This is a genomic window from Arthrobacter sp. MYb224 (assembly GCF_002975455.1).
Taxonomy (GTDB): Bacteria; Actinomycetota; Actinomycetes; order Actinomycetales; family Micrococcaceae; genus Glutamicibacter.
Map to the genome: position 1 here is coordinate 294,000 of NZ_PCPU01000002.1, position 24,487 is coordinate 318,486.

General features: G+C 62.4%; 22 protein-coding genes. 13 read left to right on the forward strand and 9 right to left on the reverse strand.

Going from position 1 to position 24,487, the window contains the following annotated elements; all coding sequences use genetic code 11:
• The first annotated feature begins 31 nt into the window (after window positions 1–31).
• On the forward strand, window positions 32–1,276 hold the full coding sequence (locus CQ017_RS04520; RefSeq protein ID WP_105552712.1) for an MFS transporter: 1,245 nt from the start codon (window positions 32–34) through the stop codon (window positions 1,274–1,276).
• 85 nt (window positions 1,277–1,361) lie between these two features.
• Window positions 1,362–2,534, forward strand: coding sequence for a histidine kinase (locus tag CQ017_RS04525; RefSeq protein WP_105552713.1), 1,173 nt, complete (start codon window positions 1,362–1,364; stop codon window positions 2,532–2,534).
• Window positions 2,535–3,021: 487 nt separating this feature from the next.
• Here the strand turns inward: CQ017_RS04525 and CQ017_RS04530 are convergent, their stop codons facing one another.
• Window positions 3,022–3,960, reverse strand: a complete 939-nt coding sequence (locus CQ017_RS04530) for a DMT family transporter (protein ID WP_181148356.1) — start codon at window positions 3,958–3,960, stop codon at window positions 3,022–3,024.
• Between the two features lie 71 nt (window positions 3,961–4,031).
• Between CQ017_RS04530 and CQ017_RS04535 the strand changes: the two genes are divergently transcribed.
• Window positions 4,032–4,961: a LysR family transcriptional regulator gene (locus CQ017_RS04535; protein WP_105552715.1), complete on the forward strand. Its 930-nt coding sequence runs from the start codon at window positions 4,032–4,034 to the stop codon at window positions 4,959–4,961.
• A gap of 127 nt (window positions 4,962–5,088) precedes the next feature.
• Window positions 5,089–5,907, forward strand: a complete 819-nt coding sequence (locus tag CQ017_RS04540; protein ID WP_105552716.1) for a PspA/IM30 family protein — start codon at window positions 5,089–5,091, stop codon at window positions 5,905–5,907.
• A gap of 74 nt (window positions 5,908–5,981) precedes the next feature.
• On the opposite strand, the gene CQ017_RS04545 is transcribed toward CQ017_RS04540, so the two are convergent.
• The 4 genes from CQ017_RS04545 to CQ017_RS04560 form a co-directional block, all read right to left on the reverse strand.
• Window positions 5,982–6,653 carry a hypothetical protein gene (locus tag CQ017_RS04545; RefSeq protein ID WP_105552717.1) on the reverse strand — a complete coding sequence of 224 codons (672 nt, stop codon included), beginning with the start codon at window positions 6,651–6,653 and terminating at the stop codon, window positions 5,982–5,984.
• Between the two features lie 597 nt (window positions 6,654–7,250).
• Window positions 7,251–8,114, reverse strand: a complete 864-nt coding sequence (locus CQ017_RS04550; RefSeq protein ID WP_105552718.1) for a hypothetical protein — start codon at window positions 8,112–8,114, stop codon at window positions 7,251–7,253.
• Entirely contained in the window at window positions 8,111–8,800 is a 690-nt protein-coding gene (locus CQ017_RS04555; protein ID WP_105552719.1) for a response regulator transcription factor, read from the reverse strand. Before CQ017_RS04555 ends, CQ017_RS04550 begins: the two co-directional genes overlap by 4 nt.
• Window positions 8,788–10,062 carry a sensor histidine kinase gene (locus tag CQ017_RS04560; RefSeq protein ID WP_105552720.1) on the reverse strand — a complete coding sequence of 425 codons (1,275 nt, stop codon included), beginning with the start codon at window positions 10,060–10,062 and terminating at the stop codon, window positions 8,788–8,790. Before CQ017_RS04560 ends, CQ017_RS04555 begins: the two co-directional genes overlap by 13 nt.
• 122 nt (window positions 10,063–10,184) lie before the next feature.
• On the opposite strand from CQ017_RS04560, the gene CQ017_RS04565 reads away from it, so the two are divergent.
• Window positions 10,185–10,802 carry a GNAT family N-acetyltransferase gene (locus tag CQ017_RS04565; RefSeq protein ID WP_105552721.1) on the forward strand — a complete coding sequence of 206 codons (618 nt, stop codon included), beginning with the start codon at window positions 10,185–10,187 and terminating at the stop codon, window positions 10,800–10,802.
• Window positions 10,803–10,810: 8 nt separating this feature from the next.
• On the opposite strand, the gene CQ017_RS04570 is transcribed toward CQ017_RS04565, so the two are convergent.
• The gene (locus CQ017_RS04570; RefSeq protein WP_105552722.1) at window positions 10,811–11,569 is read right to left on the reverse strand and encodes a FadR/GntR family transcriptional regulator; all 759 of its coding nucleotides are present in this window, start codon (window positions 11,567–11,569) and stop codon (window positions 10,811–10,813) included.
• 188 nt (window positions 11,570–11,757) lie between these two features.
• On the opposite strand from CQ017_RS04570, the gene CQ017_RS04575 reads away from it, so the two are divergent.
• Genes CQ017_RS04575 through CQ017_RS04595 form a run of 5 tightly spaced genes read left to right on the forward strand, consistent with a single transcriptional unit; the run spans window position 11,758 to window position 18,335 of the window.
• On the forward strand, window positions 11,758–13,278 hold the full coding sequence (locus CQ017_RS04575; RefSeq protein WP_105552723.1) for an ABC transporter substrate-binding protein: 1,521 nt from the start codon (window positions 11,758–11,760) through the stop codon (window positions 13,276–13,278).
• Window positions 13,279–13,311: 33 nt separating this feature from the next.
• Window positions 13,312–14,259 carry an ABC transporter permease gene (locus CQ017_RS04580; RefSeq protein WP_096286227.1) on the forward strand — a complete coding sequence of 316 codons (948 nt, stop codon included), beginning with the start codon at window positions 13,312–13,314 and terminating at the stop codon, window positions 14,257–14,259.
• Window positions 14,259–15,110: an ABC transporter permease gene (locus CQ017_RS04585; protein WP_105552724.1), complete on the forward strand. Its 852-nt coding sequence runs from the start codon at window positions 14,259–14,261 to the stop codon at window positions 15,108–15,110. The genes CQ017_RS04580 and CQ017_RS04585 overlap by 1 nt, the downstream gene beginning before the upstream one ends.
• 2 nt (window positions 15,111–15,112) lie before the next feature.
• Window positions 15,113–16,891, forward strand: a complete 1,779-nt coding sequence (locus CQ017_RS04590; protein ID WP_105552725.1) for an ABC transporter ATP-binding protein — start codon at window positions 15,113–15,115, stop codon at window positions 16,889–16,891.
• A gap of 28 nt (window positions 16,892–16,919) precedes the next feature.
• Entirely contained in the window at window positions 16,920–18,335 is a 1,416-nt protein-coding gene (locus CQ017_RS04595; RefSeq protein ID WP_105552726.1) for an amidase, read from the forward strand.
• Between the two features lie 36 nt (window positions 18,336–18,371).
• Here CQ017_RS04595 and CQ017_RS04600 read toward each other — a convergent pair whose 3' ends face one another.
• From CQ017_RS04600 to CQ017_RS04610, 3 genes are read right to left on the reverse strand one after another with little or no spacing between them, the layout of a single operon-like run.
• Window positions 18,372–19,148 (reverse strand): FadR/GntR family transcriptional regulator, encoded by a 777-nt coding sequence (locus CQ017_RS04600; protein WP_105552727.1) that lies wholly within the window; start codon window positions 19,146–19,148, stop codon window positions 18,372–18,374.
• A 53-nt stretch (window positions 19,149–19,201) separates the two neighbouring features.
• Window positions 19,202–19,972, reverse strand: coding sequence for an SDR family NAD(P)-dependent oxidoreductase (locus CQ017_RS04605; RefSeq protein ID WP_105552728.1), 771 nt, complete (start codon window positions 19,970–19,972; stop codon window positions 19,202–19,204).
• A gap of 28 nt (window positions 19,973–20,000) precedes the next feature.
• Complete coding sequence (locus tag CQ017_RS04610) at window positions 20,001–21,449, reverse strand: aldehyde dehydrogenase family protein (protein WP_105552729.1); 1,449 nt, start codon at window positions 21,447–21,449, stop codon at window positions 20,001–20,003.
• Window positions 21,450–21,684: 235 nt separating this feature from the next.
• Between CQ017_RS04610 and CQ017_RS04615 the strand changes: the two genes are divergently transcribed.
• The 3 genes from CQ017_RS04615 (at window position 21,685) to CQ017_RS04625 (ending at window position 24,420) form a co-directional block, all read left to right on the forward strand.
• The gene (locus CQ017_RS04615; protein WP_105552730.1) at window positions 21,685–22,323 is read left to right on the forward strand and encodes a GntR family transcriptional regulator; all 639 of its coding nucleotides are present in this window, start codon (window positions 21,685–21,687) and stop codon (window positions 22,321–22,323) included.
• Window positions 22,320–23,432, forward strand: coding sequence for a 3-isopropylmalate dehydrogenase (locus CQ017_RS04620; RefSeq protein WP_105552731.1), 1,113 nt, complete (start codon window positions 22,320–22,322; stop codon window positions 23,430–23,432). Before CQ017_RS04615 ends, CQ017_RS04620 begins: the two co-directional genes overlap by 4 nt.
• A 154-nt stretch (window positions 23,433–23,586) precedes the next feature.
• Complete coding sequence (locus tag CQ017_RS04625) at window positions 23,587–24,420, forward strand: SGNH/GDSL hydrolase family protein (RefSeq protein WP_105552732.1); 834 nt, start codon at window positions 23,587–23,589, stop codon at window positions 24,418–24,420.
• Window positions 24,421–24,487: the final 67 nt, after the last annotated feature.

A 24,487-nucleotide genomic window follows, 5' to 3' on the forward strand; every position in this document is an offset into this window, starting at 1 on the left:
TTACCCGATGTTCGCTGGCTAGGATGAAGCCATGGACTCCAAACACCCAGTGCTGCCCAAGGGCTTCGGCGCGCTGCTGATCATCGCCTTGGTATTCGCGGCGTTGAACCTGCGCCCGGCGGTAACCTCACTTGGTTCGCTACTGGACCCGGTCATTGACGGTCTGGCCATGAACGGCTTCGTCGCGGGGCTCATCACCGGCGTGCCGTCCCTTTGTTTCGCGGCGCTCGGGCCGCTTGCACCCAAGCTGGCCGGAAAACGTGGCCCAGAAGTGGTCGTAATCGCCGCAATGCTGGCAATTCTTCTTGGCCTGGCCCTGCGCTCTGTGGCCCCCAATACCTGGGTGTTCTTCATCTTTACCGCGGTGGCGCTGGCCGGAATCGCGGTCGGCAATATCCTGATGCCGGTGCTCGTCAAACGCTGGTTCCCCGCAAAAATAGGAATAGTCACCGGCGCCTACACCACCGCGGTCGCCCTCGGCGCCTCGGTCGTCGCAACCGTCGCGGTGCCCGTAAACGAGGCAGTGGGCGGCGCCTGGCGACGAGGACTAGGGATTTGGGCGATACTTGCGCTGATTGCGGTATTCATCTGGGTCGTAGTCTTTTTCGGGTTGCGCAATCAGATCGCGCAGCGCCAGCTGCCTTCCTCGAACCTATCCGTCGCCGCCCTGGAGATCGGGCCGATGAGCCGCAACGCCACCGCGTGGTGGGTGGCACTCTTTTTTGGCGCCCAGTCAACCGTCGCCTATATCCTCATGGGGTGGGCGCCGAAGATCTTCACCGACTTCGGCGTGAACCCAGCGTATTCCGGGGCATTGCTCGGGGTGATCCTCGGCGTCGGGGTGCCGCTGTCCTTCATCATGCCGGCACTCGCTGCACGGTTTTCGCACCAGGGGCCTCTGGTGATTATCAATGGCATAGCCGGGATACTGGCGGTGATCGGCATATTCATCGCGCCGGTGCAGGGAGCCTTTATTTGGGCGGCGCTTTTAGGCATCTGCGGTTCGAGCTTCCCACTAGCGCTGACCATGATCGGGCTCAAGGCGCATACCGCGGCCGGGGTGAGCAAGCTTTCCACCTTCGGGCAATCGGTGGGCTACCTGATCGCAATTCCCGGGCCCTTCCTCGTCGGAGCCCTCCACGAGGTGACCAATTCCTGGACCACGCCGCTATTGCTGATCGCTGCGGTGATCATTTTCCAGACCTTCACCGGCATCATGGCGGGCCGGCCTCGTTTTGTCGAAGACAACGGCGCCCCAATTCGCATCGACGCCTAGCCCGCGAAGAGCATTCCGGATCGGATGACCTGCAATCAGCTACTCGGATCCCGAGGTTTGGGCGGGAGAGACATAGACTGAAGCAGTGGAAGAAAACGGCAGCCTGCGCATCAATAAGAGTCTCTGGGCAGCGGCCATATTTCTGGCCGTCATGCTTCTCTGCCTCGTCGGCGATCCCGCAAGGTGGGGAGAATCCCTTGGCCCTGCACTCGTAGTCGCTGCCGGAATTCTTGCCGTCGGGTTCGCCGTCCTTTCCGTACTGCAAGACCGTTTTCCGCGTGCGATCATGCTCATCGCAGCTCTGGGGATCTGTGCCTGGCTAACGCTTGAACTGCCGCATATTGCACTAGTTATCCCCCTGCTTTATTTTCTCGCGGGGGCAACTCGTGCCGGACACCGCACCTTCGCGTTGCTTAGCGCGGCGGGCATCCTGCTCTTCGGCATGGCGCTACAGTTGATCCAGCGACAAGCACCGGCAGAAATCTTCGATTATGAGCTGCTGGCCTTCGCCGCGCTGGCGCTGCTGGCCGTTGCCTTCGGAGAACTGCGGGCAAACCGCAAGATCCTGCGCGAGCATATGGAACAGCTTGAGCACGTGGCCCGCCGGGCGTCGAACGCGGAAACAGCACAGCAGCAGTTGACCAAACGCGCACGGGTGACCTATCAGCTTCATGACGAGATTGCCCACAACCTTGCGGTGGCTTCGTTGCATACTAATGCTGCCCTCGACTCCGAGCTGACCGATACCAGCACGGCTCTGCGCCTGATTCATGTGCGCCAAGCGGTGACCGGGGCGTTAACGGCCCTGCGCCGTACCTTCGATGCCTTGGGGCATCAAGAACCTCCCGAGGAATTATCTGCCACTCTCGAAGATGTCGAACGGATTGCCGCCTCGCTGCGCGATGCCGGAATTGAGGTGAACATCCATAGTTCGGGGCTTGGGCAAACCGAGAATTTCCCGCAGCTAGCCATGCGGATTATCCGTGAGGCCGCCACAAACGCGGTTAAGCATGCGGATCCGAGCGAAATAGTCATTTGGATCCGCGAGAACGTTGACGAAAACGGGACTCCGCACTGGACCGTGTCGGTGCGCAACAACGGTGTTCCTAGGCCTAATCCGCAGGCCCGTCCCGGGCAGGGCCTGACCCGGTTGCGTACGGCAACCGAAGAGGACGGCGGAACCATAGAGTGGGGACGGCTGGGCTCGAACTACCTGCTGTCGGCAACCGTGCGCAAAGAAAATGACAAGAAATCATAGCTTCGCAGGCCCTGATTCGTAAGCCTGATGTGCAGTAGGGCCCCGTAACCCGCCTTGTGCTTAGAGCACCTGGATCTTCCCTAGTGAGGCCCTAAGCAAAGTAGCTATAGCCGGGTTCGAAAACCGGGCGTAGAGTGAAGGCACCAAACGATGCGGCACTTGCGACAGCGCGGGGCTCGCACACACTATGGGAGGTCGAGATGGGCGATTTTCGGGCATACACCATGGAGGAACGGGCCACGTATTTGGCACCGTCTTGCGAGCGCTGCGGACAGCACCGGCATGTGGTGTGGGAAAAGGTCGAGGAAACCGAAACATATCTTCCACGCGATGCCGGATGCTCTAACGAGGCCTGCACCGCGTAGCGGATGATCATCCGAGGCGATTCGGTGCTTTTCCGCAGTGCCATTTCTTGTCGCACCGGCGCCGGGGCATCTCGTTGCGGTGCCAGGCCGGAGTATTTTCCGGCCCCGGGCATCTAGCGCAATCATCCCCGGACCACCGGTGCGGGGGCCTTCGGGCGGCTCGGTCCGCTACCCCGCCAGCGCCGCTCGGCACGTGCGCCCCACCAGGTTGCAAAGAGCAGCACCGCGGCACCAGCGTATCCGAGGGTGCCGATGCGCTCCCCCGCGAGAAGCACCCCGACGAGCAGCGCCCATCCGGGTTCCGTGCCGAGCAGCATGCCCGCCCGTGATGCCGAGGTGTGCTTCGTCGCCCACAGCTGCCCGAGAAACGCGAAGATGGTGCAGCCGAGGCAGAGATAGCCAATGGTGAGCCAATTCGCGGCACCGAAGTCGGGAATGTGATCCAGCAGCGAACTTCCGCCCCACGCGGCAAAGATGGCCGCGCCAAATACGATCTCCATCGTGGTCAAGCCCAGCACGTCGGCGTTCTTGCCGACGGTGAACCGCGCCTCGGCCACACCGAGCAGGGCCCGCGTTGCCGCCGCGGCGAGCATCAGCCCATCGCCGATGTTGAGCTCGGAAAAACTTTGCCCGCCCACGAGCAGCATGATCCCGATCAGGGCGAGCAGGATGCTTGCGACCAGCGAGGGGGAGAGCCGTCTTTTGGTGAGTGCGGATTCGAGGATCGGGGTGAGCAGGATGGACAGAGCGATGATGAGTCCCGCGTTTGTGGCGCTGGTGAGCGTGACCCCGATCGTCTCCAGAGCGATGGTCGCCGCGCGCAGCGTGCCCAGCGCCATGCCGGGAAGGGCCGAATCCCGGAGCCTGAATTGGGGACGGGACAGATGCACGCACAACAGGATCGCGGCCGAGGGGAGGAACCGGGCGCACATCACCGCAGCTGCCGAGGAGGCCGCCGCCAGGTCTTGGGTTGCCAGATAGCTTCCGCCCCACATGATTGCGACGATCAGGAGTACCAGGTCGGGAAGGGCGCGGCGAAGGCGGGGAAAAGCGGAGGTCATGCTTTTACAGTAGAGAGGCATTCCATGCAGAACAACGGGCAGTATCTTCACTATCGCGTAAGCTGAGCTTCATGGAAGTGCATCATCTTCGAACTCTTCGGGAACTCAGGGACCGGGGGTCGGTCACCGCCGTGGCGCAGGCGCTGCATCTGTCCCCGTCCGCCGTATCCCAACAGCTCGCTTCGCTGCAGCGGGGCGTTCAACTGCCGCTGACCGAGCAACGCGGCCGCGTGCTGGTGCTCACTCCCGCGGACGAGCGGTTGGCGGATGCCGGCGGCGAGGTGCTCGAATCCCTGGCTCGCGCGGAGAACTCGGTGGCGGAGTATCTCTTGGCGCGCCGCGAGCCGGTTTCAGTCACCGCCTTCCACAGCGCCGGCCTGGCCTGGTTTCCGTCGCTGATCGCCAGCAGCCTGGCCGACCCCGATGGGCCGGCGGTGCGCTGCCGTGACGAGGATGTGTCGATCAACGGTTTCATCGATTTGGTCGGCGACCACGATGTGGTGATCGCCCACCGCCCGCTGGCCTCGGACCCCTGGCCGGGCCAGCGGGTGCATGTCACTCCCGTGCTGCAGGAGCCGATCGACGTGGCGATCCACCGGGAGCATCCGCTGGCGAAACAGCAGACGGTGAGCCTGGCCGATCTGGTGGGGGAGACCTGGGTCGCGGCCCATGAGGGCTTCGCGCTGGAGCCGCTCCTGGTCCAGGCGATGTTTGCCAGCGCTGGCACGCCGATCCAGATCACGCACCGGGTGAATGAGTTCAATCTGGTGGCGGCCATTATCGCCGAGACGCGCATGGTGGGACTGCTGCCTCGGTACACCGGCTTGATCCCATACTTCCGCGAGCACGTGGTGCTGCGCCCGATCCAGTCACTCGCCCTGGGCCGGCATATCGACGTGCTGACGAGGCCCGAAGCGCAATCCCGGGTGAGCACACGCAGCGTGATCGAGCGCATTGTCAAAATTGCAGAGGAGACCCGCCGCCATGCCGAGGGCAGCTAGAGAACTACGCCGACCCCGTGCGGAGCCGGGAAAACACGCTCAACGCACCGCGGAATTCAGCCGCGCAGTTTAGCGCTGGGTGCCGCGTCGCATAGAGTTAAAGCTGCGGTTAACGAAGGGACGCACCATGGCCAAGAAACGCTCAATTTGGGCCCGTATTTTCGGGATCGGCAAAGCCAACGCCAATGCGGCACTCGACGCGCTCGAAGATCCACAGAAGATGCTGGACCAGCAGGTCCGCGACTACACCAACAACATTGCCCAAGCCGAATCGGCGGTAGCCCAGACCATCGGCAATCTGCGCATGGCCGAGGACGACCAGGCCAAGGCGATGGAAGAGGTCAAGTCCTGGGGCAAGAAGGCGCTCGCGGCGTCGAATAAGGCCGAGGAGTTCTCCACTGCCGGGGACTCCACCAATGCGCAGAAGTTCAATCAGCTAGCCACCGTCGCGATTCAGCGCCAGATGGCGGCGGAGAAGAAGGTCAAGGACCTCGCTCCGCGCATCGCCTCCCAGCGCGAGGTGGTGGCCAAGCTCAAGGACGGGCTGAACACCATGGGCGCCAAGCGCGTCGAACTTGTCGCCAAGCGTGATGAGCTCGTCGCTCGTGCCCGCAATGCGAAGACCCAGGGCCAGATGATGGAGACCCTGAAGGCCTTGGACCTGAATGATCCAACCTCGGAGATCAGCCGCTTCGAAGATAAGATCCGCCAGGACGAAGCCAAGGTCCGCGGAGCTTCCGAACTTGCGGCCTCCTCGCTCGACTCGCAGTTCGCCGCACTAGAAGATTTAGGTGAAGAAACCGAGATCGAGGCCCGCCTTGCGGCGATGAAGGGCGAGCAGAACGTGCTCGACGAATCCCCAGCGCCACAAGCCATCGATTCTGAAGCTCCACAGATGTCTGAAATCGAGGCTCGGCTGGAAGCCATGAAGAAGAACCAAGCATAGTAGTGCCAGAGAAATAAAGAGCGAGTCGGAGAACAAATTTGTTCTCCGACTCGCTCTATTTCTACCGCGGATGATTATCGAATTAGTGATCCCCAAGCCGAGTAATACGGGGTGAAGTCAGTCTCTTCGCTACCGCGGTGATCAACGAATGTGTTTGAGTCTCCATGCGAACGGCCGATATAGAAGTGGTAGAAACCGCCATTGATTTGTCGGTCACGTACTATTTCCTTCATCTCTTCACTAGTTAAGATAAAGAAGAGAGCGTTACCCGTTTCGTCTTCTGCCGAGAGTACGAAGGACTCGTAGCGCTCACTATCAACGTCTTCAGGGCGTGGAGTGTGCCACGCAGAAAAATTATCTGAGCTATCGAAGTAATTGCGGCTCGCAGCTAAATAAAAGGCGTGTTCTGTTCCATCTTTTTCAACGATCCGCAATTTGTTGCTTCCCCGATTGCCATGGCCCTTTATTGAGACTTCGAGTCCTGCTTGCTTTAACTTAGCAGCCAAGCTAGTGATCGCAACGGTACGTGTAGTTGGTACCTTTTCGGTTTCGTTGGTATCTTCAACAGAAATCTGGGTAGGAGCACCCGCAAGGTTTTCAAGAGCAACAATACGCTCGGTCAACTTTTGGATGAGATCGTCCTTTTCAGCGTCACGCTTCTGAAGCGTCTCGATGTTAAGTTCTGCCTTTATTGTCCGACCATATGTTTCAGTCAATGTGGTGAGAACTGCTTCGTTTAGATCCATTATGCTTTCCTATCATCAAGATGCGGGACCATGTGAGCCGCTATCTGGTTACTATCTTGGCAGATAGAATCCTATCATTCAACCTCTATTAAGGGATTGAGGTTCTATCATTTAGTCAAATTGACCTTAAAGTCCTAGTCGGATCAATATTTGAGTAACGGTAAATCTTTTTATGCTGAGATAGGATTCCATCCGAGGCTGATGGAGCAATTTCTGACTAATAGAACGATCAGATTCAAAGTTCTATCTAGATTTCTTGATTGAGTTTTCAGGCCTGCTTTGCACTTCAGGGGGAGAGTATTTACTGTATGACGTTGTCAATTTGGAGCTTCCGCGCGGAATCTAAACGAGTATAGAAGTGCGACAACTGACAACGAGAAGGTCTAACGTATTGGCAGATTGCCATCAAAGAGTGTTGATCTGTGGTTGTTCATTCAACGATATGGCTGTTATTGGCGTCGGGTGCTTCTGAAATCGAGGCTCGGCTGGAAGCCATGAAGAAGAACCAAGCATAGTCTTAAAATGAAAGCTGGCCTCGGGCCGACGCGGAGATCCGCTTCGGCCCGAGGCCAGCTTCGTCTTACCGGAAGATTGCGCCTATTTCGTTGGCGTTGTCGCTTCCGCCCCGGGGCGCAAGACCACGTTCCCGGCCGAGACCTCAACCTGAACCTGGTGCTCCGAGGCGGAGTTGACGCTCAGGCCGTTCTCCACGCCGCCTGCCGAAACATCCTGGAGCACGTTGTATTCGGTATCCGGCAGGGTCAGCTGCAGCATCCCCGCGCTGACTTCTGCCTGGACGCTGCGCGGCGCGCTGCCGGTGAAGGTGCTGTCGATGCGGCCGGCGGAAACATCGAAGTTCGCGCTCTGCACGTCAGCCAAGTCGATATCGGTTTTCCCGGCTCCCAGTTCCACACTCAAGCCCTTGGCCGAGCCGGAAGCATCCAGGGTGCCGCCGCTCATCTCCATGACCAGATCGTTGAAGTTGCCATCGACCGAAAATTCTCCGGCGGACATCTTCAGATCCGCATCGAGCGTGCCTTCGTTGAGCGAACTAGGCAGCGTCAGCGTGACCTCGTTTTCATCCCAGTCGCAACCGGTGAAGCACCAGTCGCCCCAGTCGTTGGGCGAACTGACCAGCAAGGTGCCGGCGTCGCGGCGGAGTTTCCATTCGCCGCTGCGTGCGCTGCGCACCTCCAGCGTTGCCTCGGGAACATTGGCGAAGAGCACGGTGAACCTTCCGGCATCCGCGTCTACCTCCAGTGCGGTGACGCCCCCGGCGCCGACGCTCTGCGAGCTGCTGGAGTTGGCGAGGCTGTGTGAAGCACGCCAAGCCGAGGTGGCGATCACCCCGAGGATGACCAGTGCGCCGATGAGGCCCAGCACCAGGGTCAAGGTTTTCTTCGAACCGGCCGGTTGCGGATTCTGCGGTGCAACCGGCGCGTTGATGGTTGGGGAGTTCATGGGTTTGTCCTGTCGCTGCGAGTGGTGCCCAGAGTTTGAATATGAGCCAGGGCGGCGAGCACACGCCGGTTTCCTGTCCCATCTGCCTCGAGTCCAAGCTTCTGGAAGATCGAGGTAATGTACTTTTCAACGCTTGCCTCCGAAAGGAACAGCAAGGCGGCAATGGCCTGATTCGATTTGCCTTCGGCCAGCGCCGTCAGCACGCTGCGTTCCCTGTCGGTCAACCGTTGCATCCGGTCATCGTGATTGCGTCTGGTCAACAGCTGTGCCACCACCTCTTGGTCGAGTACCGTGCCGCCACCGGCGATCTGCTCCAGCGAAGCAATGAACTCGGTGACATCCGCAACGCGGTCCTTGAGCAGGTAGCCCAGACTTCCGGATTGCATGGAGATCAGCTCCGAAGCGTAGCGTTCCTCCACATACTGGGAGAGCACCAGCAACGGAAGTTGCGGGTAGTTCTTGCGTACCTCCAGCGCGGCGCGGATTCCCTCGTCGGTGTAGGTCGGAGGCAGCCGCACATCCAGGATGCAGATCTGCGGGAATGCTGATTCCTCGGCCTGGGCCAGGAAATCCATAAGTCCGCCGGTATCAGGCAGGTCCGCGACCACCTGATGCCCGGAGTGGTCCAGCAGCCTGACCAGGCCCTCGCGCAGGAGCACCGAGTCTTCGCAGATTAGGACGCGCATGGCACGTTCACCTCCACCGCGGTCGGACCGCCTTGCGGGCTGTCAAGGCGCAGCGTGCCGCCGGCAGCCAGGACGCGGTTATTGATCCCATCCAGTCCGCCGCCGGGCAGGATCTGCGCCCCGCCCACCCCGTTGTCTTCGATGCGCGCGAAGAGCCAGCGCCTGCCGGCCTCCTCGCGTTCGCGCACCGTCACTCGGCAGGTCGCCGCCCGGGAATGCTTGGTCGAGTTGGTCAGCGCCTCGGCAATCGCGAAGTACACCGCCGATTCGCTGTCCCTCGGGTAGCGTCCGGAAAGCTGCACATCGAGTTGCACCGGGATATGGCTGCGTCCGGCTACCGCGGACAGGGCCGCATCCAATCCGCGGTCATCGAGCACCGAGGCGTAGATCCCGCGGGTGAGCTGGCGCAGCTCGGTAATCGCCGACTTGGTCGAGGCATGCGCCTCGGCGATCAGCTCCTTGGCCTGCGCCGGGTCCTTGTCGATCTGCTGATGGGCCAGGCCCAAGGTCATGCCCACCGAAACCAGCCGGGGCTGGACCCCGTCGTGCAGGTCGCGTTCGATGCGGGTGCGTTCCACCTCAGCGGCACGCACCGCGCCTTCACGCTGGACCGAACTGGTTCGCACCCGCTCGGTCATTGCGGATTCCCGGGCAATCGCGCCGATGATGGCGCAGGTGACCGCGCGGTGCAAGAAGGCCAGGCCGACTATCACCGCGGCACCCAAGAGGGTGAAGAGGAACAGCCAGGGGGCCTGGGAAGCCGGAACCAGCAGTCCGAAGGGACCAGTTACGGTGTCGGTGGCGCTCAGCGGAGCGAAGCCGACGATTGCGGTATGCACTGTCCACTGCAGCGCGCCGATCATCAGCGAGCCGAAGATGCAGGAGAGCACGAAGCTGCCAAAGGAGGCCCACATGCGTCCGCTGGCGAGGTTCCGGCCCAGGGAGCGAATGTACTCGCCGAACCCTTCGCGGCGTCGTGGACGCCAGGATAAGGTGGCGACGTTCAGGTCATAGAGCCCGGAGACGCGCTGTATTTCGAGCCAAGAGAGCCCGAAGAGCGCGTAGAGCAAGCCGATGAGCACGATGATGCCGAATCCCAGGAGGAATATCAGCGCGGCACCTGCTGCGAGCCAGCCGAGCAAGAGCCAAGAGATGGCGGTGCCGACGCTGCCCAGAACTGCCAGGTGAAGAATCGTCAGTCCGATTCTCAACGGTGGCCGGACGGTGTTCTCGTCCGGGAGAAGCTTTGGTGATGAAGTCATAGCTCAACAGTATGCTGACGTGGCCGCCAGCAACATCGAGAGATCCGGAGAAGAAGGGTAGGGAAAACCCGAATGATTTTCTTGGGCTATCGCCAAAGCACTCGGGGGTGCAGGATGGATGCATGGAAGCAAATGCGCAGAGTCCAGCAGCAGACAAGGCCAACTGGGAAGTGCTGCCGCTGACCGCGGATCGTTTTGCGGATTTCGCCTCGGTGGTCAATCCCGGCGGACGCGAGAAGCATTGCTGGTGCCTTTCGCATCGCCTGGGAGCCAAGGAAATTAAGCTGCTCGGTGCCGGGGATCGGGCAGCGGCAATGCGCGCTCTGAGCGCCGAGCCCATCGCGCCGGGAGTGGTGGCTTACCGGGATTCGGTACCGGTGGGCTGGTGCAGTATTTCCCCGCGGTCGCAGATCCCGCTGCTGGAGCGTTCGAAGCTCATTCGCCCGGTGGATGACCTGAAGGTGTGGAGCATTATCTGCGTTGTGGTCCGCAGCGGCTACCGCCGGCAAGGGGTAAGTACCGAAATGCTAACCGGCGCCCTTCGGTACGCCCAGGCGCTCGGCGCGCCCGCGGTGGAAGCCTACCCGGTGGATCCCGAGGGGCGCATGGACCTCACCATGGCATTTGTGGGGACGCGGAAAATGTTTGAGCGCGTGGGATTCGAGCTGATCGGGAGCACGGATGCGGTGGCCAGCCGGATGCCGCGGCTGATCATGCGAAAAGACCTCACCGCGCATTGAGCCACCTGCTAGGCGGGGTTGACCAGCGCCTGCAGGCCGCGCAGGCCATCTTCATCCAGGCTGTGCTTGAAGTAGGAGGAGATGGCCGTCTTGGCCGCGTTCCCCGCGGTGGCGGGCTCGCCGGCGGCGATGGCGTCGAAGATGGCGCGGTCCAGGGCCACGACCTTCTTCATTTCACGCCGCTCGTTCTCCGAATGGCTCATTTGCTCATTCATGACGTTGAGGATGGCTCCCGATACCGCCTCGCCGCAGATCCGCAGCAACGCGTTGCCACTGGCCTCCCAGACGGCTGCGTGGAAATCCAGGTCGGCGCGGTTGAAGGAATCCGATCCGGTTCCCGCTTCCACCTCCATCCGTTCGATGGCGTCGCGCATCGCAGCCAGCTGTTCGGCGTTGTGCATGACCGCCGCCAATTGGCAGGCCGAGCTTTCCAGCACGATGCGGAACTGGACTAATTCGGAAAGCGACAAGGAGGCAATCCGCGCCATATTGGCAAAGGAGCGTCCGAGATTATCCGGCGAAACCGGCAGAACTATCGGGCCGCTGCGGCTGCCGGGCCGAGAAGCGATAAGCCCCTGGCTTTGCAATACGCGCAGTGCTTCGCGCACCGTTGGCCGGCTCACGGAGAATTGCACCATCAGCTCGCGTTCGCTGGGAAGGTGCTGCCCGGGCTCGATTTCCTTGGAAAGAATCGCCTCTTCGATTTGCTGCACAACTCGCTCGTAGGTCAATGTCGGCACGGCCGGCGTGAAAGTCAGCTTGCTCATGTGGAGCCTTCCTTTGATTGCGAGGATGAGTGCGTTATGGACAAAGCTAGCGCAGCTGCCCCGGCCGCGCGGTCTCCACCAAATATGTCGTTTACTGGTAAGACCAGAAAACTTAGTAGAAATATCAGCATATATGGTGTTGTATGGATCACATCACTCAGTTGTCACTTTGACCCGATGGAGATCTCATGAGCGCGAAAAAGAATTACTGCCGATTGGCAGCGGCCGCAGTGGTTGGTTCCCTCGTCCTGACCGCCTGCTCGGCGGGATCCGGCGGAAATTCTTCGGAAGGCTCGGCGGAAAACACCTCGGTCACGGTGGCGCTGACCGGTGAACCGGTCAACCTCGACTTCACCACTACCGCAGGCGCCGCCATCCCGCAGGCCCTGATGTCCAACGTGTATGAAGGCCTGGTCGAGATCGACCAGGCAGGCAAGATCCAGCCGCTGCTCGCCGAGTCCTGGGAGCTGAGCAACGGCAACAAGACCTACACCTTCAAGCTTCGCGAGGGCGCAACCTTCTCCAACGGCGAGGCCTTCACCGCCGAGGACGTCAAGTTCAGCATCGAACGCGTCCAGTCCGACGCCTGGGTCTCCAGCCTGAAGAAGAAGATGGATATCGTCGACTCGGTGGAGGTCAACAGCGACACCGAGGTCGCCATCACCCTCAAGCAGCCAAGCAATGCCTGGCTGTTCGATATGGGAACCCTGGTCGGCGCCATTTTCGATCCGAGCGGAGTCGATGACCTGGCGGGGACCGCCATCGGCACCGGCCCCTACGAGATCGACGCATGGAATCGCGGCCAGTCCATCGAGTTCGCGACCCGCGAGGACTACTGGGGCGAAGCTCCCACAGTGGAGAACGTCTCGCTGCGCTACTTCGCCGATGCGGTGGCCACTACCAACGCGCTGCAGTCCGGAGACGTGGATGTCGTCTACAACATGCAGTCCCCGGAGCTGCTCTCCAGCTTCGAGTCCGATGGCAAGTACCAGGTCCTCGACGGCACCTCAAACGGTGAAATCGTGCTGTCGATGAACAACAACATGGCCCCCTTCGACGACTTGCGGGTGCGCCAGGCGGTGATGCATGCCATCGACCGGCAGGCCGTGGTGGACACCGCCTGGAACGGATACGGCACGGTGGTCGGCGGCCCGGTCCCGACCACCGACCCGTACTACGAAGATCTCAACGACGTCTACCCCTACGATCCGGCCAAGGCCGAGTCCCTGCTGGCGGAAGCCGGCGCCCAGGACCTGGATATCACCTTCACCGTCCCGACCCGCCCCTATGCCACGGCGGTCTCCGAAATTGTCGTCTCCCAGCTGGCGGACGTGGGAATCAACGCGAAAATCGAATCGGCGGAATTCCCTGCCGTCTGGCTGGACGAGGTCTTCACCAAGCAGGACTACCAGATGTCCGTGGTGCTGGCCGTGGAAAGCCGGGACGTGCTGGCCATGTTCAACAACCCGGACTACTACCTCGGCTATGACAACTCGAAGATCAAGGACCTCGCCGCCGAGGCCGACGCCGCCGATGAAGCCGGCTACGTGGACGGGATGAAGCAGGTGGTGCGCACCATCGTCGATGACGCGGCGGCAAACACCCTGTTCATCTTCCCGAACATCGTCGTTGCCAAGGCGGAGGTCACCGGAATCCCGGCGAACTCCGTGACCGAGGCGCTGGATCTGACCAACCTCGGCTGGAAGTAATCCGCAGCAGCGCTTCGGCAGAGAGGAACGCACTTGGGTATCCGATTACTGACTAACCTCGTGAGATTTGCTGTCACCTACGTGATTGCGACTGTCGCGGTGTTCTTCTTCATGCGCGCAATTCCCGGGGACCCGGCGCAGATCGCCTTGGGCGTGAACGCCAGCCCGGAACTGCTGGCCAAGACGCGAGCCGAGTTCGGCACCGACCGTCCGCTGATTGTGCAGTACTTCGACTGGGCGCTCGGGTTGCCGGCGGGGAACTTCGGCACCTCCTACGTCACCCGGCAGGATATCAGCCCGCTGATCATCGACCGGGTCCAGGTGAGCCTGATCCTCGTGGTGCTGGCGATGCTTGTCGCGCTGCTGATCGCCGTGCCTTTCGGCACCTATGCAGCGGTCAAGCACCGCAACCCCAGCGGCATCATCATCAGCGGGGTCAGCCAGCTTGGCGTCGCGATTCCCAACTTCCTTGCGGGCATCTTGCTGGTGGTCGTCTTCGCCGTCGGGCTCGGCTGGCTGCCGGCCAACGGCTGGACGCCGCCGGGCGAGGACTTCGGCGATTTCCTGGCCCGCGTGCTCTTGCCCGTGCTCGCCCTGGCCTCGGTGCAGGGCGCGATCCTGACCCGCTACGTCCGCTCGGCGGTGATGGAGGTGATGAGCGAAGACTACCTGCGCACCGCACGGTCCAAGGGGCTGGGCAAGCTTGAATCACTGGTCAAGCATGGCTTGCGCAATGCCTCCATCCCGGTGCTGACGGTGACCAGCGTGCAGCTGGCGGCGCTGATCATCGGCGCCGTGGTGATCGAACGGGTCTTTGTCATCCCCGGTTTGGGATCGATGCTGCTGGACGCGGTAGGCAACCGCGACCTGCTCACGGTCCAGTCGGTGGTGATGGTGCTGGTGGCCATCACGCTGATCATCAACCTGGTGGTGGACGTGCTCTACACGATCCTGGATCCCCGCATTCGAAAGGGAGCGTAATGGCTGCCGAACAAGTACTAGTCGAGAAAACCCGCCGCAAGCTTTCGCTCACGCTCATCGTGGGCGGATCATTGGTGGCAGTTGTGGTGCTCGCCGCCCTCGTCTCATTCTTTTGGACCCCTTACAACCCGGTCCAGGCATTTCCCGCGGACCGCTTGCAAGGTTCCAGCGCCGCGCACCTGATGGGCACCGACCGCTACGGCCGGGACGTGTTCTCCGGGGTGCTCTACGGGGCGCGCATCACCTTGCTGGTCGGGCTGGTGGCCGTTGGCATCGCGCTGGTCATCGGCACGCCCTTGGGAATCCTCGCCGGAATGCGCGGCGGGATCACCGAAGAGGTCACCATGCGCGGCGCGGATATCCTGCTGGCCTTCCCCGCCCTGCTGGTGGCCATCATGTTCGGTGCGGTCTTCGGCGCCAGCACGCTCACCGCGATGCTCGCCATCGGCATCGGCTCGATCCCCGGGTTCGCCCGCGTGGCCCGCAGCGGAACCCTGCAGGTGATGAGCACCGAATACATCATGGCCGCCAAGGCCTCCAGCCAGAGCGGCTGGAGAATTGCCCGGCGCCACGTGATGCCCAATATCGTGGGCATGGTGGTGGTGCAGTGCTCGGTTTCCTTCGCCATCGCGGTGCTTGCCGAGGCGGCCCTGTCATTCCTTGGCTTGGGCACCCCGCCACCGGTTCCCTCCTGGGGGCGCATGCTGCAAGAATCCCAGCAGTTCCTTGGCACCTTCCCGATGCTGGCCGTCTGGCCAGGTGCCGCGATCGCCGTCGCGGTGCTCGGATTCACCCTGCTCGGCGACGGGCTACGCGACCGCTTTGACCCGAAACTGAACGGAGAGCGCTGATCATGGCGAAGCATGCAGAGGCCGCCACATTGCTGGAGGTCAAAAACCTGTCCATCGGCACCAAGACGCGCACCCTGGTCAGCGACTTCAACCTGAGCATGGCGCCCGGAGACCGGGTGGGCCTGATCGGGGAGTCCGGCTCGGGCAAGTCCATAACCACCTCGGCGCTGATGGGATTGCTCCCCGAAGGGGTCACCGCGCAAGGCTCAATTCAGCTCGCGGGCTATGGAGGAAACCTCGTCGAGGCCAGCGATCGGGAATTGCAGAAGATCCGCGGCAAGGACATGGCCATGGTCTTCCAGGAGCCGTTGACCGCGTTGAATCCGCTGATGAAGGTCGGCCCGCAGGTCGCCGAGATCATGAGCAGCCACAAGACCGTGCCCTCAAAGGCCGCGGCCCGCGCGCGGGCGGTGCAGATGCTGGAATCGGTGAAGCTCCCGGACCCGGAACGTGCGGCACGCTCCTACCCGCATCAGCTCTCCGGCGGCCAGCGGCAACGCGCCATGCTGGCGATGGCGCTGGCCAACAACCCGGGCCTGCTGCTCTGCGACGAACCGACCACCGCCCTGGACGTCACCGTGCAACGCCAGGTGCTCGACCTGATCCTGGAATCGGTGACCGAGCGCGGCACCGGGCTGCTGTTCATAACCCACGACCTGTCGGTGGTGGCCAACGTCTGCGACCGGGTCCTGGTCATGAACAACGGACGGGTGGTGGAGGAAGGAAGCACCGAAGAGGTCTTCAGCAATCCGCAGCACCCGTACACCCGGGGACTTCTTGCCGCCTCCGATCTGGACGCCACCGACGCCCAGGGGCGCCTGTTCACCGTGGCCTCGGCCGCGGCATATGTGCCACCGAGCGTGCGGGAGGAGCCGGCCCCGGCGGAACGGGTCCCAGAAGAGCCGGTGGCGGCCCCTCCGGAGCCGGCCACCGTCGGCGAGGCGGAGCCAGCCGCGCAGGGGGAGCCTTCCGAAAACCCGGTGATCAGTGTCGCGGACCTGCATCGGATCTACCCGGTGAGCCGTTCCACCCTCTTCGGCAAGCCCTCCGAGGTACACGCCCTGCGCGGGGTGTCCTTCGAGGTGGCCGCCGGACAGCGCTTCGGGGTGGTGGGCGAATCGGGTTCGGGCAAGTCGACGCTGCTTCGCATTCTGGCGGGCCTTGACCAGCCTTCCTCCGGCAGCGTGCAGGTCGCGGGAAACCAGGTCTCCGGAGCGAAGGAACGCGATCTGCTGCAATTGCGCCAGCAGCTGCAGATCGTCTTCCAAGACCCCATGGGATCCCTGGACCCGCGGATGCGGGTCCGCGACATCATCGCCGAGCCGCTGCTCGCCCCGGGGCAAAAGGTGGACAGCGCCAAGCTGCGCAAACAGGTGGCCGAAATGCTCGGAGCCGTGGGGCTGCCGGCCGACGCGGCCGAACGCTTCCCGCACCAATTCTCCGGCGGGCAGCGCCAGCGCATTTCGATTGCCCGCGCGCTGATCTGCGAACCGCGGGTGCTCGTGGCCGACGAACCGGTGAGCGCCCTTGACGTCTCGGTTCGGGCGCAGGTGCTGAACCTGCTCTCCGACCTGGTGGATGACTACCAGCTCACCTTGGTCTTCGTCTCCCACGATTTGGGGGTGGTGCGTTATATCTGCGACAACGTGGTGGTGATGAACGAGGGGCAGATTGTCGAAAGCGGCACCACCGAACAAATCTATGAGAACCCGCAGCACGAGTACACCCGGACACTGGTGAACTCCTCGATGTCCCTCCAAAACGAACTGGCACTGCGCTAGAAGCACTTGCGCATTTTGAAAGGTCCAGATGTCTCAGCTATCCAAACGCACCACAGCGCTGCACCAGCTCTCCGCCCGCGAGCTCGGCCAGAGGTATGCGGCCAAAGAGCTCTCCCCGGTCGACGTCGCCGAGGCGGTGATCACCCGGATCCAGGAACGCGAACCGGTGCTGAACGCCATGTATCAGTTCGATCCGGAAGACATTCGCCGCCAAGCCCGGATGAGTGAAAAACGCTGGGCAACCGGGCAGCAACGCGGTGCCCTGGATGGGGTGCCGGCCACGGTGAAGGAAAACGTGGCCCGCGCGGGAATTCCCATGCCCTCGGGGACCGCGCTGGCCAATCCGAAGGTTCCCAGCGCCAACGCACCGATCACCGACCGGATTCTCGAAGCCGGATCGGTGATCCTCGGATCCACCACGATGCCGGACTGGGGCATGCTCTCCTCGGGCGTCTCGAGCCTGCACGGCATTTCGCGCAGCGCCTGGAATCCGGCGTGGACCACCGGCGGCTCCAGCGCCGGGGCCGGGTCGGCGGCCGCGGCAGGGTACGGTCCGCTCCATGTGGGAACGGACATTGGCGGTTCGATTCGGCTGCCCGGCGGCTGGCAGGGGCTGGCCACGCTCAAGCCGAGCGCCGGGCTGATTCCGCTGGATGCCCCGTATATCGGACGCGCCGCGGGACCTATGGGGCGCACGGTGGATGACATCGCGGCGTTCATGTCCATTCTCGGCCGGCCAGACATCCGCGATTATTCCGCGCGCCCCTATGCGCCCATGGACTTCGAAAACCCGCGGGGCAACGTGCGGGGTTTGAAGGTCGGGCTGCATACCGTGGCCAATGCCGGAGCCGAGGTCGACCCCGAGGTGCTTGCCGCCGTGCAAGCGGTCGCGGAGACCTTCGCGGAAGCCGGGGCCAACGTGCAGCGGCTGGATCCGTTTATCGATCAAGGCATGCTGGACCGGCTCGACAAGTTCTGGCGCACCCGTTCCTGGGCCGACTACCGGGAGCTTTCCGAAGCAGACCAGGCGAAAGTCCTGGACTACATCGTGCGTTGGTGCGCCGGCGGCGCCGGATTTGATGGTGCGGACACCATCCGGAACTTCGGCGCGATCGACCAGATGCAACGGGCCACGATCGCCGCGACCGCAGGCTTCGATCTGGTGATCTCCCCGGTCTCGCCGATGGCCGCCTTCCCCGCCGAGCAGCCGATGCCGGTGGTGGACCCGGATGCGACCATGAGCCACATCGCCTTCACCGTTCCGTACAACATGTCGGGCCAACCTGCAGCCACGGTCAATTGCGGGTTCACCGCCAACGGGCGGCCCATTGGGGTGCAGCTCTCCGGCCGGGTCGGCGCCGATGCCGACCTGCTGCGCGCGGCACGCTGGTATGAGGCGCATCGCCCGGCGCAGGCAACACCGAATTGGCTGGCCCTGGACTAGGCCCACCGGGCACGGTCGAGCCTGCCCTTTGGGGGATCAGGGCTCGGCCGGGCTGCCGAAGGAGGCCAAGGCGGCCAATGCTTCGCGCTCCTCGGCGCCCAGCAGATGCCCGTAGTATTCGAATAGGCTGCTGCGCGCCAGATGCTCCGCCAGATGTGCATCCTTTTGCTCGATGGCCGCAAACACCTCGGCGTGATGATCGATGGTGCGCAGCATCAGTGCATGGTCATCCGAGCTTTGCTCGATGCGCGAGGCGATGAGCTGTTCAATTGATTGGCGCACGGCTTCGCCGGAGATCTGCAACAAGGCATGGCCACTGGCCTTGGCGACCACATCATGGAAATCGAGGTCAGCTTCGCTGAAGGCCATTTGGCCCTGCAGGCGCGCGGCCCGCATGCGCGCCATCGCCTTTTCCAGCTGCAAGAGATCGGCATCCGTGCGCCTCGTCGCGGCGAGCGAGTTCGCCGAGGACTCCAGGGTCATGCGGTAGATGAGCAGATCGGCAAGGCTGGAGGCGGAAGTATGGGTGAGCCGGGTGATCATTTTGCGCAGCGGCGTGGCCGTAGGGGAAAGCACCACCGCTCCGCGCGGATCACCCGGGCGGGAGGCGATCATGCCGCTGCTTTCAAGCACCCGCATCGCTTCGCGCACCGAGGACCGGCTGACCTGGAAACGGGTCACCAGTTCGCGCTCGCCGGGCAGGTGGTCGCCGATTTTCAGCTCCCCGGCGAGCACCTGATTCTCGATATGGCTGACAATCGCCTCGAAGGCGCGGGTCTTCGCCGCGGCCGGAGTTTCGGGTGTCTGCGGCAACTTAAAATCCTTTCCCTCAGGGTTCTCGCTGCACCCCGCAGCTGGTGTGCAGGCTAATTTGGCGGGGTGAAGCGTCCGTCGATTGCGGTCCAGCCGCCGTCGACCGTCAGCACCGAGCCGGTGACAAAACTTGAGGCCGCCGAGGCCAGGTATACGATGGCCCCGGCCATTTCTTCGGGTTTGGCCCAGCGTCCCAGTGCGCTCTTCTCGGAATAGGCGTTGTACCACTGTTCGTTCGCCTTGATCTGGCTGGTCAGCGGGGTCTCCACAACGCCGGGGGCAATGACGTTAACGCGGACTGACTGGCCGCCGAACTCGGCCGCGGCGGTGCGCACCAGCTGGACCAGCGCCGCCTTGGTGGCCGCGTAGACGCTCTGCCCGGGCTCGACGACCGTGGCGCGGATGGAGGCGATGCCGATAATCGACCCGCCGCCGTTGGCCGCCATCCGCGGGGCGAAGGCCTGGAGCAGTGCGAAGGAGGCGCGCAGGTTCAGATTCACCACGCGATCGAATTCTTCCATGGAGTAGTCCACGATGCGCTTGCGAACGTTGGTGGCCGCGGTGAAAACCAGCGCGCTGATGTCGCTGTATTCGGCGGCTGCCGCCCGTACTGCCTGGAAATCCAGGACATCGAGTTCCAGCACGGAGGCGTTCGCGCCGAGTTCGCCGGCGGTGACCTGGACCGCTGCCAGGTCGCGATCGGCGCAGATGACCGCGGCGCCATGGGCGCCGAGGGCCAGCGCGGCCTCGCGGCCAATGCCGCTGCCTGCGCCAATCACCAGGACGCGGCGGCCGGAAAACTGAAACAACTGCGTGTAATCCATCGATGAATCTTTCTCTGAGGACTGCTAGTTACGGCCTGATCATGGCCATGCGGGTCACGGTGAATTCTTCGATGGCGAAGCGCGGTCCCTCGCGGCCTATGCCTGAATCCTTGACCCCGCCATAGGGCATGATGTCGGAACGGAAGCCCGGAATTTCGTTGACTACCACCCCGCCGACTTCCAGCTCATCGATGGCCCGGAACGCGGTTTTCAGGCAGGTGCTGTAGATCGCCGCCTGCAGGCCATAGCGCGAATCATTGACCAGTTCGAAGGCGGTGTCCAGATCCGGGACACTGCGCAGGCAGATCACCGGCCCGAAAATTTCCTCGCACCACAGCTGCGCATCGGTGGGCACGCCGCTCATCACCGTGGGCCGGATGGCCCCGTCGCGCACCTCGCCGCCGCTCAGCACCTGCGCGCCGCGTTCGACGGCGGCGGTGATCCAAGCCATGATGCGCTGGGTGGAGGCTTCGTTGATCACCGGCGCTACGCGGGTGTCGGCCGAGCGGGGGTCGCCCACGATGACCTCGGAGATGCGGGCGAGCAGCTGCCGTTCAAATTCCTTGGCGATTTTCTGATCGAGGAGCACCCGCTGCACCGAGATGCAGGCCTGCCCATTGGCATAGAACCCACCGCGAAGCACCGCGTCCACCGCGTCCGGGATCACCGCGTCGGCGGCCACGATGAAGCCGGTGTTGGATCCCAGCTCGAGCACCGCCTTGCGTGGTGCCGCGTTTTTCGCGATCTGGTGGCCTACCGCGGCGGAGCCGGTGAAGGAGACGACGGCCGAGCGCGGGTCTCCGACGAGTAGCTCCCCGACCTCGATCCCGCCGGTGACCAGCTGCACCGCCGCGGCACTGACCCGATGCTCGGCAAGCGCCTCGCGGATCAGGTGGACCGCCCACAGGGTGGCCAATGGGGTGTTGGGGGCGGGCTTGAGAACGATGGGGCAGCCGGCGGCGAGGGCCGGAGCCAGCTTGTGGCTTGCCAGCAGCAGCGGGTAGTTGAATCCGGCGATGCCAATGACAATTCCTGCCGGCTTGCGGGTCCAGTAGCCGATCATTCCCGCACCGGATGGCTGAAGGTCCAGCGGGACAGTTTCGCCATGGGCGTGGGCGACCTCTTCGGCCGCCGCGGCCCAGGTAGTCAGGGTTCTTGCGACCTCAACGCGGCAGTCGACCAGCGGCTTGCCGGTTTCCAGCACCAGCAGGTTTTCCAGCTCTTCGCGATGGGCGGCGAGTTTCTCGTGGACCGCAAGCAGAATTGCCCGTCGGGTTCCGGTGCTCAGCCGCGCGATTTCCTTGGCGACTGCCTGCGCCGCATCGAGCGCTTGGCTCGCATGCTCGGTGGTGCCGACGGGAGCCTGGGCAACGATCGATGAATCGTAGGGGAAGACGACTGGTGCGGAGCTTTCGCACGGAACCCACGCGTCACCAATGGGCAAGCCATCCGGGAAGGCCTTTGAATAAGTGGACACCGTTCCTGCTTTCGCGTCGTCGACTATCAGAAGCTCTACTGGTCTGACCAGTAGATGACCAAAGCTAATCAGTAATCTAGCTCGCAGTCAATGGATTTTGCCTAAATGGCAGCAACTATTGCAAAAACTCCTAAATTCATTGACATGTGGTGATGCACCGGGAACAGTGATTCTCACCAAATAACTTCTGGATACCAACAATCGCGGGCAACCGCCGGAGCACGAGGCGGTGACGATGACTTCCGAATGGCGGAGCAATGTCTCCCTGGCCCGGGAAACCGCGGGAGTAATCAGCGAACGCGTATTCTCCGGGCGCTACCATCCCGGACAGGTTCTTGCGCAGAGCAAGCTGTCCCAAGAGCTGGGCTTGAGCCGCACCCCATTGCGGGAAGCATTGAGCCTGCTTGAGCGCGAGGGAATCATCTGCATCGACGCGGCTGGCCGCGCGACGGTCCGGAGCATGGCCGGAAGCCAACTCCGCGAGGCGCTGGTCTTTCGCGAAGTGCTCGAATCCGCGGCGTGCAAAATGGTGTGCGGCCAACTGCCCGAAACGGTGCTGGATGATCTTCAGCGGTTGATCCAGCAGGCCCGCACCGGTGATCAACGCCCGATGTCCAGATTCCACCTGGCGCTTCTCGACGCTTCGGACAACAGCCACCTGCAATGTTTTTCAGGCTTGGTGCGGATGACCGAAGAAGTCATCCTTCCCGGCCTCGGACGGCACGGGCAGGCATTTGAAAATTCGCTAACCGACTTAGCGAAGCTTGTCCTCGCCCTACGCGAAGGTGCTAGCGGCAGGGCTCTGCAGCACCTCTCCGAGTACTTCCAAAAGCAACTAGCTCTCCTGGACAATCCTGAAAGGCATTCCCCGTGAAAACTTATAACATTGCAGCAATTCCCGGAGACGGCATCGGCCCCGAGGTCATGGACGGGTCGCTGAAAGTACTGGCCGCGGCCCAGCAGGCGTTTGGGTTTGCGCTTCAGCTGACCAAATATGAGGCGGGGGCACAGCATTACCTGCAGACCGGAGAATTATGGGGCACCGAACTTGCCGAACAACTTCGCGGTCACGAGGCAATCCTTTTCGGCGCCATGGGCGACCCCGCGGTGGAACCCGGAATCCTCGAGCGCGGCTTCATCTTGGCGATGCGCCAGGAATTCGAGCAAGCCGTGAACCTGCGTCCGGTAAAGCTCTATCCGGGTGTGGCAACGCCCATCGCCGGGCTGACTCCCGAACGCTGCGATCTGGTGATCGTCCGGGAAAACACCGAGGGCGCCTATGTGGGCCAGGGGTCCACCATTCACGCAAACACCGAGCACACCGTGGCGGTGCAAGAATCGGTTAATACCCGTGCGGGCATCACACGAGTGGTCGAATACTCATTCAAATTAGCCGCTAGCCGGCGCGGAAAACTCACCCTGTGCCATAAGAAAAATATCCTGATCGAAGCCGGCAAGCTATGGCAGGAAGTGGTCACGCAGGTCGGGGCACGCTACCCGCAGGTCGAAGTGGACTATGTCCATGTAGACGCCATGTGCTTCCACCTGCCGGTAGCCCCGGAACGATTCGACGTGGTGGTCACCGATAACCTGTTCGGCGATATCATCACCGACTTGGGTGCGGTGATCCAGGGCGGACTCGGTGTGGCAGCCAGCGCGAACCTGAACCTCGACGGATCGGCCCCGAGCATGTTCGAAGCCATCCACGGTTCGGCCCCAGACATCGCTGGCAAGGGGTGGGCTAATCCCGTCGGCGCCATTTTGTCCGCGGCCATGCTGCTGGCGCATCTGGGCGAAACTCAAGCGGCACTGGCCATCGAATCCGCCGCGGTGCACGTGCTGGGCGAACTCCCGGTGCTCGCCGGCCCGGATATGGGAATGGATACCGCAGGGATCGCCGAGGCGATTGCGCTTCAGGTTTCGCAGGACTTCGAGAAGGTGGGCGGCCAGTCGGTGATGAACAGCCTGACCGAGGTGCGCTGAGCGAGAATTGCGGACTCTCGCTGATCGTCAACCCGGGGCAGGCCTGCTTGGCGGCTCGCGCGCACCAAGGTGAGCCCGAACGACATGTGGCGGTAAGGCTTCGTTTGCCGCTAGGTCATTGGCTGGTCAATTGCCGACGGTAGCGTAGCCAGTCATGAGTCGGCTATTTGTAGCAATCGGGGATTCGTTCACCGAGGGTGTGGGGGATTGGGAACCTCGCCTGCCCAATGGGGTGCGTGGCTGGGCGGATCGAGTGGCTAAGCAACTCTCCAAAGAAGATCCCGGGTGGCGCTACGCCAACCTTGCTATCCGCAGCCGCCGGCTGGATCGAATCATCGAAGAGCAGATCGAACCGGCCCTAGCCATGAACCCGGATGTCATCAGCTTTTATGCCGGCGGAAATGACATTCTGGAGTTTCGCAAGGATCTGGATGTGGTGCTGGCAAATTACACTGCCGCGGTAGAGCGGCTGGCAACCTCCGGGGCCCAAATTTTGCTGTTTACCGGCTTCGACATCCCGGTGCACCCGATGCTTGCTCCGTTTAAGCGGCGCAACTGGAAATTCAACGATCGTGTCCGGGAGCTAGCACTTCAGCACGGTGACACGGTCACGTTGGTGGACTACTGGGAATGGGAGGTCTACAGGGATCGGCGCATGTGGGACGTCGACAAGCTGCATATGAATCGGGCCGGGCATCGCTACATGGCCATCAGGGTTTTAGAGATCCTGGGGGCCAACCATCAACTTGCATTCGAAGACTTCGGCGACATCGAGCGGGTATCTCCGGTGCAGGCGGTGCGTCGCGACGTGGAGTGGCTGCGCCAGTGGGTCCTGCCGATGTTCGGACGCAGAATTCGCGGGGTGACCTTGGGAGATGAGCTCGAACCGAGATGGCAGCAGCCGATCCGTCCGGCGGACGGCATGAAGAAGCTATACCGCAAGGGGCTGCAGAAAAAGGCCAGGCGGCACGCCAAAACGCCGGATTAGCGAGATAAGCAAGCAGGGGTCCCGCCGCCGCCCCAACGGACCAGCGGCAGAACCCCTGCTTGCTGAT